Source organism: Staphylococcus sp. B1(2026), assembly GCF_058895785.1.
This window is the reverse complement of record NZ_JBZXTS010000010.1, coordinates 24757-39744: the sequence shown is the minus strand read 5'-3', so window position 1 is coordinate 39744 and position 14988 is coordinate 24757. Positions and strand designations below refer to the sequence as shown.

Sequence of the window (14988 nt, the reverse complement as noted above, 5' to 3'; positions counted from 1 at the left end):
GGATTTTGAACTACGCAATAGATACAAATTTATTCTTGACGCAATTTATTAAGTAATGTTTCAAACCATTCTGGTTTTGGTGCTTCAAATTCCATATATTCATTAGTTGTCGGATGTACAAATCCGATAATAGCCGCATGTAAAGCTTGTCCATTAATATCGAATGTACGCTTTGGTCCATACTTTGGATCACCTACTAATGGATAACCAATATGCTTCATATGCACACGAATTTGATGCGTACGACCCGTTTCTAGTTCACACTCAACCAATGTATAATTTTTAAATCTTTCAATCACATGAAAATGTGTTACAGCATCTTTACCATCATCTACAATTGCCATTTCTTGTCTTTCTCGCTTATTACGACCAATGGGTGCATCGATTGTTCCATAATCATGTGGAATGACACCATGTACAACAGCATAATATTTTCTAGTCACTGTTTTCTTCACTAATTGCTCTACTAAATGACGATGTGCATTATCATTTTTAGCAACCATTAACAAACCAGAAGTATCTTTATCTATACGATGTACAATCCCTGGTCTAATTTCTCCATTAATACCCGATAAATCCGTACAATGATACATCAAACCATTCACTAATGTTTTTGAACTATGACCTGGTGCCGGATGTACAACCATTCCTTTAGGTTTATTAACAACCAGTACATCACTATCTTCATAATAAATATCTAAATCTAAGTTTTCCGCTAAAATTTCTACTTCTTGAACTTCTGGTACAACGATCGTAATAACATCATCTGCTTTTATTTTATATTTAACTTTCACTTTCGTTTCATTAACTAAAATATCGCCATTTTCAATCCACATTTGAACTTGTGTTCTTGACCACTGATCATTTTGTTCATTGACAAATTTATCTAATCTAATACCTTCTGATTCTTTTTTTACAATATGTTTCATTAAAATTCCTTCCTTATCGGTGAAAAGTTGACATAATATTTTTATTAATGTCTTAAATTTTCACCTTCTATATAAAATTCTTGTGTTAAAGTTTTAATACGTTCAATTAATCGCATTGCTTTAACTGGTTCATTGCCTTGCTTCGTTTGTGCTAAATATACTTCTAATTCTGCCACGCTAAAATTCGAAGAAATAAAAGTTAATAAACCATTCATCATACGATAATTCAATAGTGGCCCAATAATTTCATCTCTCACCCAAGGTGTTAAATCTTCCGCACCAAAATCATCAATAAATAAAATAGGTTGTTGACGAATAAAATTCAACTGTTCATGATACGAATTATCTCTAATACCTTGCTTTAAATCTCGAATAAATTCAGGTAAATAAATCATCGTACTTGCATAATGATGGGCACGTAAATCATTGGCAATGGCACATAATAAATATGTTTTCCCAATACCTACATCACCATGAATATACAAACCTTTTACTTTGTCTAAAGGCTGCTTTTGATAAATTTTATCGAGTATATCCATTGTATATTTAACTACTTCTGCTTTTGATTGACTATTAACAATAATTTCATTAAATTGTGCAGACTTCAGACGTTCTGATACATTAAAAGTGGTAAATAAATTGTTAAATTGTTGTTGTGATACTTCATATTTCTTATGTGCACAAGGAATATAAAAAGTTTCTATCAAACCATTACGATTAACTCTTAAACGAACATTATAACCTTTCATCATGCTTTTACATTGATCTAATGGTGCATTATTCGGACAAATTTTAACACCATCCGCATATTCATTTAATGCACTTAAACTTTGATTAATTGCATCAGGTGCTAAACTTTGTTGATTTAATTCTAAAAACTTTATAATATCTGGGTGTGCTAATACCTTTTTTTTAATTTGTTGAAAACGCTGATTTAACTCTTGAGGATTAGAAAAAATTGATATTATATCTTCTTGTTGTGCCATTAATTTTCTCCTCTATTGTTGATTAAATTTTTAACTTCTTCTATCATATATTGCGTGTCTTGATTTTTTTCTTCAGTGATTGTGATTTTTTGCTTCATGTACTGTGGTATAGGTTCTTGTTTCTTATATGTTTGTGGATAAGGTGAGTATTTTACTTTGTCAGCCTGTTTACGTTGTCTATTCTCTCGTTCTTGTTCACGTTGTTTCTTACTTTTAATAACATATAACATTGCCGATTTAGCATTCGTTAATTGCTGTAATGCAAAATCTGCAGCCACTTTATCTAAATATTTAAAATTAGGTAATACTTTCTTTTTAGTTTGTTGCAAACAATAATCACATAAAACATTCATGACGCCTTGAGATAAATGATATTTTGATGTAATTTTTTCTAAAGATTGTTGTACTTCTTCTGAAACAGGCGCATTAAAACGTTGAATTAAAACCATCAATGGTGAATGCGTATCATAATAATGACATAATTGATCTAATTTCGAACCCGTTGTCTCATGAACAATTGGTTCTGACACAACCGTCTGATTCAAATTCTTATTATAAAATTTATAATAATGACGCGCATTCGTTTTAAATTTTTCAATATCAATTTGTTGATATTGATTTAAAGAAGATAATAAAATATTTTTCATATCAATTATTGTCGTATTATAAAGTATAAAAACTTCTTCAGCCACTTTTCTTACTTCTGGTGTTAATTGTTGTTCAGTAATAAAATTATCACCTAACAATTGTATCAACCCTAACCAATCAAATTGCTGACTAAATTGAATAGTTGATTGTGGACTAATTGTTGCAGCTTCATGTGACTTTTTATGAAACAATGTCATATTTTTTATCGTATAAATATCATCAATATTTTTAGTAATGTCTTGATACTCATTATAATTTGATTGCGTGGTTAACTGTTGCTTTAATTGTAATGTACGTGTTTCACTAATTCGTTCTGATAATAAAGTAAACAATAAAGCACTATTAAAAAATTCTTCAGCTGATAAAGGTGGTATAATTTCATAAATAAATTGTTTAGGTGTCATCATTTTAACATAAACTTTTAATAAGCCTAGCGCTTCTAGTTTATGACGATGAACCAAAATTGTATCTAATCTACAATTCAAGTCATTCATTATAATTAAATGATTATTTTTTGCTGTATTCTGTGCAAATGTTTTTGGCAGTTGAGACAAATAATGATAAAAACCTGCTGTTTCCATCGAAATAAGAGGTAAATACAATTTATTTAATACTTCTAGTTGATGTGCTGATAGCAATTGTTTTCTAACAATAGTAAATTCATCTAGTTGATGTAATTCTTGATTCACATAGATTCACCTCTTTAAAGTTAATTAGATAAAAATAGAGAGATGAGGTATGCCCATCTCTTATTTATGATAGGTTATTTTAATGAATAGTTTGTTGCAATAATTCAAAATATTGTTTAGTATTATTAAAATTAGCGCTCAATTGATAATGAATCGTCTTTGTTTGATCTGATGGCTGATAAAAAGCTTCAATAAATAAAGGATACGCACGTGTAAATAACACTTTAACATTATCATTTTCTTCAATTATCGTCAACATATCATTTACTTTTTTAATTAATACTAAAAAACGCTCTTTAGTAGGCACATCTGCTGATACATAACTATCAATAACACTAGTGAATGATAAATGTTGTTGTTCTTTAGGTACAAAATTAATATTATTTTCTATAATATCATACAAATATTCAAAAACTTTATGTATATTTTCTGAATGTGGTAATGGTTGTGCAACATCTACTAATAAAATTTCATTAATATTAAATTCTGAAATAAATAAATACATTTCATATAATTCTTCGATTGTTAACTTAGGTAGTACATCATAAGCTTCCACAATTTGTTTAATAGATAAACGTTTCGTAAATGTATTCACAAAAGTATTACACCAAATAAACTCTGATAAAGTATCCGGGTGAATTAATTCAACTAAATATTGATTAAATAATACTTGATTGTCTTGCGATAACCATGCTGTTAAATCTTGATCTATATGACTAATCATAGTTTCAAATTTATTCATTATTTCGTCATTCATTAGACGCTCTGGATTAAACTCAGTTTTTAATTGTGCTTTAATCGATGTGACTTGTTGTAAATAATATGTTTGTTCTTCTGGTATCTCTTGAGTTAACTCATTGCTTTCAATTAACTGGCGTAATAACATCTCTTCAAATTTATAAGTATACATCATTAAATGATCTAAAATTTTTATATAAGCAACTTTGACATGTTTATCATTACTAATATCATTGATTAATACTAAAGCATCAACAATAGTTTGTCTCACTTGCTTAAAATTATATGATAGATTAAAATTCTTTTCTGAAATCGTTAAATCAGCCATGATATCCTCCTTATAATACGATATAATTAATTAAATTCTACCATACTTTAAAATTAAAAGAAACTATATAGAATAAGTCATCTCATTAAGCTAATAAATAAAGTAAAAAAGTAGTACGATAATCGTAACTACTTTTTTATCTCTTATCTTTGATGACTTATCGATGAATACGTTTTAATAAATGTAACAATGCACTTACATCATCACTGTGTAGAGAACGAACGATGTTAATAATTGTGCGTTGATCATCAGACAACATTTCTGTATGCTGTTGTGTTGATTGATAGCCTAATAATTCATCCATTGTTACATTAAAAACATCTGCTAACTTCATTAAAGATTTGACACCAGGTTCACTACGACCATATTCCCAATTAGAATAAACACCATGACTAGATAAATTTAATTCTTCTGCCATATACGCCATAGAAAAACCATATAATGTGCGATAAGTCTTCAGATTAGTTGCTAACTTGGTTTGTTTTTTGCTCATGATTCTCCCCCATGTCTAAACTAATCTAAAATTACTTATAACTTCCAACAATATTATACCATTACTTATATATTACTGACAAATATATTGATAGTTTGCACTTTATTATTTAATTTTTTAATGCTTGTACGGGTGCTGGAATGCGTCCACCTCTTTGAATAAACACATTACAGTCACCCTCTTTAACTGGCATAATTGGTGCTGTACCTAGTAAGCCACCAAATTCAATGGTATCGCCTACTTCTTTACCTTTTGCTGGAATAATTCTTACTGCTGTAGTTTTTGAATTAATCATACCTATTGCAGCTTCATCTGCAATAATACCAGATATTGTGGTTGCCGAAGTTGTTCCTGGAACGGCAATCATATCTAAACCAACAGAACATACTGCCGTCATAGCTTCTAATTTATCTAAAGTTAACACACCTTTTTCACAGGCTTCAATCATTCCTTCATCTTCTGACACGGGAATAAATGCACCACTTAATCCACCAACAGCTGATGAAGCCATCATACCACCTTTTTTTACTGCATCATTTAACAAAGCTAATGCTGCAGTTGTACCATTTGTCCCACAAATTGACAATCCCATACTTTCTAAAATACGTGCCACAGAATCACCTATCGCTGGTGTCGGTGCCAATGATAAATCTAAAATACCGAAAGGTATATTTAAACGTTGACTAGCTTTATGACCAATTAACTCACCTACACGTGTAATTTTAAAAGCAGTTTTTTTAATGACTTCCGCAACATCTGTTAATGTGCTTGCCTCACTATTCTCTAATGCTGCTTTAACCACACCTGGCCCTGAAACACCTACATTAATAACGGCTTCACCTTCACCAGTTCCATGAAATGCACCAGCCATAAAAGGATTATCGTCAACCGCATTACAAAATACGACTAACTTGGCACACCCAAAACTATCTGGCGTGATTTCAGCAGTTTCTTTAATAATTTCTCCCATTAAAGCCACTGCATCCATATTAATTCCTGCTTTAGTCGAACCAATATTAACAGAAGAACAAACAATATCTGTTGTTTTTAAAGCTTCTGGAATAGAACGAATTAACACTTCATCAGAAGCAGTCATACCTTTTTGTACTAATGCAGAAAAGCCGCCAATGAAAGAAATCCCTATTGCTTTCGCTGCTTTATCTAATGTTTGAGCAATTGTCACATAACTATCAGCTTTAGTTGCTGCAGCAATTTGAGCAATAGGCGTGACTGAAATACGTTGATTCACAATTGGAATACCATATAATGTTGATAACTCTTGAGCTGTTGCCACCAAATCTTTACCGATACGTGTGATTTTATCATAAATATTTTGATTTAACTTTTCAATATCGCTATCTATACAATCATGCAAATCAATACCAATTGTAATCGTTCTAACATCAAAATTTTGATCCGATACCATTTTTAATGTTTCTAAAATCTCTTGTGATTGAATCATAATTCCTCCTATATACGATGCATCGCGGTAAAAATTTCGTTATTTTGAATTCGAATATCTAATGATAATGTTTGACTTTGCTGAGATAATAAAGTTGATAATTCATCAAACGCTAATGTTGCTTCTTGTAAATCAACTAAAATAATCATTGTAAAATAGTGATCCATAATTTGTTGACTAATATTTACAATATTAATATGTTGTTCTGCCAGTAATTTTGATACTTCATAAACAATACCAACACGGTCTTGACCTACCACTGTAATAACAGCTTTCATAATTTCATATCCTCCAAATAATAAATATTTTTTGATTATAACATAAGCCATTCTAATAAGATACGATAAATAAAAAAATCAGGTAACTATACCTGATTTTTTATGATTTAACGACTACCTTTATCATAACTTTGACCTAAAGCCTTAGGTGCAATTGCTGATTTAGAGAATAATACTAATGCAATAATTGTCATAATAAACGGAAACATATTCCATAATTCTTTAGAAACAGCTAAAGCTGGGAATAAAATACTTACTTTCTCAGCAAATACTTTCGTTAAACCAAAGAATAACGCTGCTAAAGTAGTTCCTAATGGTGTCCATTTACCAAATACTAATGCGGCTAACGCTAAGAAACCAAAACCATAAACAGTGACACTCTGGTCAAAACGTTGTGCAAATGTCAATACAATGACACCTCCTGCTAAACCACCTAAAGCACCTGATACTAATACACCTGTATAACGTATTTTATAAACATTAATTCCCATCGAGTCAGCAGCACTTGGATGTTCCCCTACTGCACGTAATCTCAATCCAAATGGACGTCGATATAATAAATACCATGTAATGGCCACAATCACAATAGCGATCAAGACAGTCGGATAAATCTCTAATTTACCTGGAATAATTGCCCAACGTTGAAAAACATTATCTAGAACAATATCATAACCGCCACCTGTATAGACTTTAGCTAATAATAATGTTAAAGCAGGTGCAATCATATTAATTGCTGTTCCCGAAATAACTTGATCTGCTCTAAAGTGAATTGATGCCACAGCATGTAATAAAGAAAATAATAAACCTGCTAAAGTGGCACATAATATTGATAATAAATTACCTGTTAAACCCATTGATGAAAATAAAGAATTACTTGCAATTGCCGCAACAAAAGCACCCATAATCACTAAACCATCTAAGGCAATATTAATAACACCTGAGCGTTCTGAATATAAACCACCTATTGCAGCTAATAAAATTGGCACTGCATATTGTAATGTGGCATCTAAAATTGATAGAAAATTATCCATTATTTTTCGCCTCCTGTTGTTTAGATAATTGTTTTTTCGCTTGACGAATACCTAATTGTTTAAATACGTAATTGGCACCGACAAAGAAGACAATTAAACCAATTAAAATCGCTGCAATTTCTTTTGGAATACCAATGAAATTCAATTGAATGGCCACAACATTTAAGAAACCAAATAATAATGCTGATAAAAAGACACCAATTGCTGTTGAACCACCTAATAATGCAACCGCAATACCTGTAAAACCATAACCTTCAAATCCAGCATTGGCACTTACAAACCCTACTGGTCCTAAAGCTAAAATTGCACCACCTAAGCCAGCAAATGCACCTGCAATGACCATTGACAATACAATATTACGTTTAACTTTCATACCTGCATAAAGTGCACCATTGGCATTAAAACCACCTGCACGTAATTCAAAACCAAAAGTTGTACGATTAATAACAAACCAATAAATGACTAAAGCAACTAAAGCAATGAACAAATCATTTCCTAATCTACCATTAGCGAAAAATTGTGCAATCGTTGGATTATTTAATAAACCAAGTTTTGTTTCTGGATTTGTTAAACTTTGTGATACAGTTGGTGAACTACCTGTAATGATATGACCAACAACATATTGAGAAACATATAATGCTGTATAGTTTAACATAATAGTAACAACGACTTCACTCACATTAAATAGTGCTTTTAATAATCCCGGAACAAAAGCCCACAAAGCACCACCAATAATACCTGCTAAAACAGCCACAATAACTAATAATGTAGGCGATAATGATGCGCATTTTATTACAACAACTGCTGCTGATAACCCACCAATAATAAATTGTCCTTCTGCCCCAATATTAAATAAACCTGTTTTATTAGCAAAAGCAATAGATAAACCTGTACAAATTAATGGAATCATTGCGACAAAAATTTCTGCCATATTGTAAGAATTACCTAAAATATTATCTACAATTTGTGGCAATACCTCTGTAATATTAGCCCCAATTGATACAATAATAATAACACCAATTAATAATGATAAAACGATTGGTGCTAACACCGGTAAAATTTTATTATAAAATAACGATGAACTCTTCATACTAAACCTCCTGACTTTCAATACCAGCCATCAATAGTCCTAATTGATTTTCGGTAGCTTGTTTGGCATCAATTGTTTCAATAATTTGTCCATCATGAATAACGGCAATTCTATCAGAGACATTCATTACTTCATCTAATTCAAATGAAATTAATAAAACGGCATTACCAGCATCACGCTGTTCAATTAAACTTTTATGAATGAATTCAATTGCCCCAACATCTAAACCACGTGTAGGCTGCATAGCTATCAATAATTTTGGATTTCTACGAATTTCACGGCCAATAATTAATTTTTGTTGGTTACCACCAGACATCGAACGTGCAATTGTATAAATATCTCCACTTGAACGCACATCAAATTCTTCGACTATACTTTCTGCCAGTTTAGCAGTTGCTTTATTATTTAATAAGCCATATTTAGAATTTGGCTGTTGGAAATAGGTTTGTAACACGGCATTTTCTGCAATAGAAAAATCTAACACTAAGCCGAATTTATGTCTGTCAGCTGGAATATGTCCAATTCCTGATAATGTTCTTTGACGAATTGATTTCGTTAACAAATCTTGACCTAAAAAGTTAATTTGACCACCCGTAGCATCCATTAAACCTGTTAACACTTCAACCAACTCATTTTGTCCATTACCATCAATACCAGCAATACCTAAAATTTCGCCTGCACGAACATCTAAAGATAATTTTTTCAAAATATCTACACCACGTGCATCAACTGCTGTTAAATCTTTAATTGATAATACAACTCCTTGTGGTTGTGCTTCTTTTTTCTCCGTTGTAAAACTTACTTTACGCCCGACCATTAGCTCTGCTAAACTTTCTGTTGTAGCACTCGCAACATCTACCGTATCAATATATTTACCACGACGAATAACTGTACAACGATCAGCCACTGCTTTAATTTCTTTTAGTTTATGTGTAATAACAACAATCGTTTTACCTTCGTTCACTAAATTTTTCATAATTGACATTAACTCATCAATCTCTTGTGGTGTTAGTACCGCCGTTGGTTCATCAAAAATCAAAATTTCTGCATCACGATATAGCATTTTTAAAATTTCTACACGTTGTTGCATTCCTACAGAAATATCTTCGATTTTAGCATGAGGATCTACATCTAATTTGTAACGTTCAGACACTTCTTTAATTTTTTTGGCAGCATTTTTGATATCAATACTCCCACCCATCATTGGTTCCATACCTAGAATAATATTTTCAGTTACAGTAAAATTATGAACCAATTTAAAATGTTGGTGTACCATACCAATCCCTAATTCTGTTGCTTTATTAGGATTATTAATATCTACACGTTCTCCACGTACTTTAATATAACCACCATCTGGTTGATATAAGCCAAATAAGACTGACATCAACGTTGATTTACCAGCACCATTTTCACCTAATAATGCATGGATTTCTTGTGGTTTTACTTGCAATGTAATATTATCATTGGCTACAAAAGTACCAAATTCTTTGCGAATATCTATCATTTCTATCGCATATTCTATATTACTGGTTGTTGGCCTTATTTCTGTTACCACAATATGTTCCTCCTTTAATAAAAACATCAATTCATATTATCAATTAGCAAAAAGTAACAATAATTTTTCAAACCAGTTTTATAAAGTTACTTTGATGCTTCTTTATTATAACTTTTTTTGACAAGAATGAAAATAACTAATTTATCTAAAATACTAATAAACGATTTAATAAATAACGCTTAAAAAATAATCAGTCTATTCCTTATTATTCGTCACTTCAATTATTTTAGTAAGCGTTTTATTTTATAGATAAAAAAATATTAGCTAGAAATAAACTAGCTAATATTTTTGATAAATTTAGTATTTACCCGTGATTTTAACAGATTTTTCTTTAACGAAATTATTAATTTCATCTTGTGTTGCTGGTGCTGTAATTTTACCATCTTTAATTTCTTGTAAAGATGCTTTTACTTTACCTAAAATTTCTTCAGATAAGTTTTTATTCTCTTCTGGAATACCTACACCGTCTTCTTTAGCTGTTAAAATAGTTGTTTTACCACCTTCAAATTTACCTTCTTTAATACTTGTTAAAGCTGTTTTTGCTGCTTGGTCAACACGTTTAACTGCTGATGTTAAAATAATAGATTTACTATTTGCATCATCTTTATTTAATAAACCATCTTCATATTGATCACGGTCAACACCAATTACCCAGTTTTTAATGTCTTCGCCATCTTTAACACGTTCTTTAGCTTCGTTAATTACACCTGTACCTGTCGCACCACCGGCTGCAAAAATAACATCTGCACCTTGGTCATACATTGTAGCTGCTAAAGTTTTACCTTTAGCTACATCAGTGAAACTACCTGAATATTCATAGAAAATTTCAATTTTTGGATTAACTGATTGTGCACCTGCAATGAAGCCCCAACCAAATTTTTGTACTGCTGGTAATGCTTGACCACCAATAAATCCTACTTTTCCTGATTTAGATTGTGATGCTGCAGCAATACCTGCTAAATAACCCGCTTCTTGTTCTGCAAATAAATAACTTGCAACATTGTCAGATTGTACTTCTGCATCAATTAATACAAATTTAACATCAGGCTTAGATTGTAATAATTGAGGCGCTACAGTATTTAATGGTTCTTGGAATAAGAAACCAGAAGCAAATACCGCATCAGAATTATTAGCCATGTTTGTTAAATTAGATGCTAATTCAGAAACGTTTTTTGTTTCAATTGGAGGTACTTCAGTTGATCCTGGATTATCTTTTAACCATGCTTGAATACCTTCGTAAGTTCCTTGGTTAAATGATTTATCATGGATACCACCTGAATCAGATACTAAACCTACTTTTAAGTTAGCTTTAGATGCACTATCAGTCATTGCCGCGCCTGATGTTGCTTCTTTTGTTGAATCTGAAGCTCCACATGCCGATAATACAACTGCTGTTGCAGCTAATGCACCAAATGTTTTGAACATTTTTTTCATTGATATAAATCCTCCTGAATTTTAAAAATTACTCTGATAAAGTAATACACTGATAATTTACCATAATATACAATAAATATCAACAACAAATGAAATCGTTTTATATCATACATTGATTATCTATGATTAATATATATCATGGTTGCTTTTATTATATCATAAATATAGTCAAAAAGTGATAGACAATTAACAAAAATTAACATATTACGTTGTCGTTAATAAAAATTCTTGAAAAACTTCATTACCTAAATACAAACCTTCACGTGTTAATTTATAATGTGTTTCTGTTTCAACTAACCACTGACGTGCGATTAACTTTTCTAATTGTTTTGAAAATACATCATTAATATGTTGATTAAAAACAGAATAAAATAAAGCTTTTTCTACACCTTCTAACATACGTAAACCTAAAAACATAAATTCTTCCATTTTTTCTAAAGTTGACACTGCATTACTTTCAAAAATGGCATGTGATTGTGTTTTCACTGCATTCATATACGGTTTTAAAGGTCCAAAATTCGCATAACGTTGTCCATCTACATAACCATGTGCACCCGCACCAAAACCATAATATTCTTTATTTTGCCAATAACATAAATTATGTTGACTTTCATACCCTTGTTTTGCAAAATTACTAATTTCATATTGTTTTAACTGGTGCGCATCAAAGGCTTGCTGTACATATTGATACATTTCAAGCTCTAATTCTTCAGGTGGTAATTTTAATAAACCTTTGCGCTGCAAATTATAAAATACTGTCTTTGGTTCAACGATCAATGAATAGCATGAAATATGTGGTATATCCAAAGCAATTACTTTTTGCACACTATCTTCGACATCAGCCATTGTTTGTTGAGGTAAACGATACATTAAATCCACACTTAAATTTGTTAGTCCTTGTGATTTCGCAAATTCAATCGCACGAAAAATATCTTCCTCATGATGTGTTCGACCTAATTCTTTTAATAAATCATTATTAAAAGTTTGCACACCAATACTCAATCGATTAACACCATATTGTGCCAGTAGCGCAATTTTATTAGTCGTTAACTCATCAGGATTCGCCTCAAAAGTATACTCAACAGTAATTTGAGGAAACGCTACTTTAATCGTCTCTAGTAAATAAATCAACTGATGTTCATTTAATGCAGTAGGCGTTCCACCCCCAACAAAAACCGTCTTCACATTTTGTCCTTGCACCTTAGACCATATTTCACGCCTCAAACACTCTAAATAATCATCAACCGGCTGATTTTGAATAAAAATTTTATTAAAATCACAATAAGTACAAATCTGATGACAAAAAGGAATATGTATATAAACATGTTCTACCATAAAGATCTCCTTTCTATTAATAAAGAGTGATGATTAAACATCACTCTTTAGAATGTATCGTATTATTTTTGATAATTACTTACCGTCTTCATCCATCTTCAATACGGCCATGAAAGCTTCTTGTGGTACTTCAACTGAACCGACTGCTTTCATACGTGCTTTACCTTCTTTTTGTTTTTCAAGTAATTTACGTTTACGGCTAATATCACCACCGTAACATTTTGCTAATACATTTTTACGCATAGCACGAATCGTCTCACGTGCGACAACTTTATTACCTATTGCTGCTTGAATTGGTACTTCAAATTGTTGTCTTGGGATTAATTCTCTTAATTTAGCAACAATGACTTTACCACGTGGGTAAGCAAAATCACGATGAACAATAAAGCTTAAGGCATCTACTTGTTCACCATTTAATAGAATATCCATTTTCACTAATTTACTTACTTGATAACCGATTAATTCGTAATCAAATGAAGCATAACCTTTAGTATTTGATTTTAATTGGTCAAAGAAATCAAAGACAATTTCTGCTAAAGGCATTTCATAAATAATATTAACACGAATATCATCTAAATAATCCATATTCATGAAATTACCACGTTTACGTTGACATAACTCCATAACTGGACCGACATAATCATGTGGCACCATAATTGAAGCTTTGACATAAGGTTCTTCTACATTTTCAATTTTCTGAGGATCTGGCATTTCTGATGGATTCGATACTTCTACATTTGAACCGTCAGTTAAATTAACTTTATAAATAACCGAAGGTGCTGTCGCAATAATATCAATATTAAATTCACGCTCAATACGTTCTTGAATAATCTCCATATGTAACATACCTAAGAAACCACAACGGAAACCAAACCCTAAAGCTTGAGAAGTTTCTGGTTCAAATTGTAAAGCAGAATCATTCAACTCTAATTTCTCTAAAGCTTCACGCAAATCATTGTAACGAGAAGAATCTATCGGATATAATCCACAAAATACCATAGGGTTTAATTTACGATAACCTGGCAGTGGCTCACTTGCTGGATTATTAGCTAAAGTAATTGTATCACCTACACGTGTATCCCCTACCGTTTTCATAGAAGCGGTAATAAAACCAACATCTCCTACTGTTAATTCTGATGTTTTCTTTTCTTTAGGTGTATGGACACCTACTTCAATGACTTCAAACTCAGAACCAGTAGCCATCATTTTAATTTTATCACCTGGTTTTACTGTACCATTAACAATTCTTACAGATACAATTACACCACGATAAGCATCATAGATTGAGTCGAAAATTAAGGCCTGTAAAGGCGCAGCTGGATCACCCATTGGTGCTGGTACTTTTTCTACAATTTGTTCTAAGATTTCATCGATACCTATACCAGCTTTGGCAGAAGCTAATACTGCTTCTGAAGCATCTAAACCTATCACATCTTCTATTTCTTGTCGTACACGCTCAGGCTCTGCTGCTGGTAAATCAATTTTATTAATAATTGGTAAGATTTCTAAATCATTATCCAATGCTAAATAAACATTAGCTAAAGTTTGGGCTTCAATTCCTTGGGCAGCATCTACAACTAAAATCGCACCTTCACAAGCAGCTAACGAACGTGATACTTCATAAGTAAAATCGACATGACCCGGTGTATCAATTAAATGAAATAAGTAAGTTTCACCATCTTTAGCTGTATAATGAATTTGTACAGCATTTAATTTTATCGTAATACCACGTTCTCTTTCTAAATCCATAGAATCTAATAATTGTGCTTTCATTTCTCGTTGTTCTAATGCACGTGTTTTTTCTAAAATTCTATCAGCAAGGGTAGATTTTCCGTGGTCTATATGTGCAATAATAGAGAAATTTCTTATTTTCTCTTGTCTAATCAAACGTTGTTCATCGTTCATGTGTTCTCTCTACTCCTCTTCAATTAAGTGTTTACAGAGTGATTATATCCTATCACGATTTAAAAATCTACAAATGTAAGAAAATAG

At 31.5% G+C, this 14988-nt stretch carries 13 protein-coding genes; all 13 read right to left on the bottom strand.

Features of this window, described 5'->3' with window-relative positions; all coding sequences use genetic code 11:
- Positions 1 to 29: 29 nt before the first annotated feature.
- Positions 30 to 929, bottom strand: coding sequence for an RluA family pseudouridine synthase (locus AC5EAH_RS03195; protein ID WP_493493307.1), 900 nt, complete (start codon positions 927 to 929; stop codon positions 30 to 32).
- A gap of 44 nt (positions 930 to 973) precedes the next feature.
- Positions 974 to 1915: a primosomal protein DnaI gene (gene dnaI, locus AC5EAH_RS03190; protein ID WP_493493306.1), complete on the bottom strand. Its 942-nt coding sequence runs from the start codon at positions 1913 to 1915 to the stop codon at positions 974 to 976.
- The gene (locus AC5EAH_RS03185) at positions 1915 to 3252 is read right to left on the bottom strand and encodes a DnaD domain protein (protein WP_493493305.1); all 1338 of its coding nucleotides are present in this window, start codon (positions 3250 to 3252) and stop codon (positions 1915 to 1917) included. The genes dnaI and AC5EAH_RS03185 overlap by 1 nt, the downstream gene beginning before the upstream one ends.
- Positions 3253 to 3331: 79 nt before the next feature.
- Entirely contained in the window at positions 3332 to 4318 is a 987-nt protein-coding gene (locus AC5EAH_RS03180; protein WP_493493304.1) for a hypothetical protein, read from the bottom strand.
- A gap of 157 nt (positions 4319 to 4475) precedes the next feature.
- Entirely contained in the window at positions 4476 to 4811 is a 336-nt protein-coding gene (locus AC5EAH_RS03175; protein WP_493493303.1) for a helix-turn-helix domain-containing protein, read from the bottom strand.
- 109 nt (positions 4812 to 4920) lie between these two features.
- Positions 4921 to 6270: a PFL family protein gene (locus tag AC5EAH_RS03170; RefSeq protein WP_493493310.1), complete on the bottom strand. Its 1350-nt coding sequence runs from the start codon at positions 6268 to 6270 to the stop codon at positions 4921 to 4923.
- An 11-nt stretch (positions 6271 to 6281) separates the two neighbouring features.
- The gene (locus AC5EAH_RS03165; RefSeq protein ID WP_493493302.1) at positions 6282 to 6551 is read right to left on the bottom strand and encodes an ACT domain-containing protein; all 270 of its coding nucleotides are present in this window, start codon (positions 6549 to 6551) and stop codon (positions 6282 to 6284) included.
- Between the two features lie 107 nt (positions 6552 to 6658).
- Positions 6659 to 7582, bottom strand: a complete 924-nt coding sequence (locus tag AC5EAH_RS03160; RefSeq protein WP_493493301.1) for an ABC transporter permease — start codon at positions 7580 to 7582, stop codon at positions 6659 to 6661.
- Positions 7575 to 8672: an ABC transporter permease gene (locus tag AC5EAH_RS03155; protein ID WP_493493300.1), complete on the bottom strand. Its 1098-nt coding sequence runs from the start codon at positions 8670 to 8672 to the stop codon at positions 7575 to 7577. Before AC5EAH_RS03155 ends, AC5EAH_RS03160 begins: the two co-directional genes overlap by 8 nt.
- Position 8673: 1 nt before the next feature.
- A complete protein-coding gene (locus tag AC5EAH_RS03150) occupies positions 8674 to 10194 on the bottom strand; it encodes an ABC transporter ATP-binding protein (protein WP_493493309.1) in 1521 nt (506 codons plus the stop codon).
- A 330-nt stretch (positions 10195 to 10524) separates the two neighbouring features.
- The gene (locus AC5EAH_RS03145) at positions 10525 to 11661 is read right to left on the bottom strand and encodes a BMP family lipoprotein (protein WP_493493299.1); all 1137 of its coding nucleotides are present in this window, start codon (positions 11659 to 11661) and stop codon (positions 10525 to 10527) included.
- A 204-nt stretch (positions 11662 to 11865) separates the two neighbouring features.
- Positions 11866 to 12996: a radical SAM family heme chaperone HemW gene (hemW, locus tag AC5EAH_RS03140; protein WP_493493298.1), complete on the bottom strand. Its 1131-nt coding sequence runs from the start codon at positions 12994 to 12996 to the stop codon at positions 11866 to 11868.
- A 75-nt stretch (positions 12997 to 13071) separates the two neighbouring features.
- On the bottom strand, positions 13072 to 14901 hold the full coding sequence (gene lepA / locus AC5EAH_RS03135) for a translation elongation factor 4 (RefSeq protein ID WP_493493297.1): 1830 nt from the start codon (positions 14899 to 14901) through the stop codon (positions 13072 to 13074).
- Between the last annotated feature and the right edge of the window lie 87 nt (positions 14902 to 14988).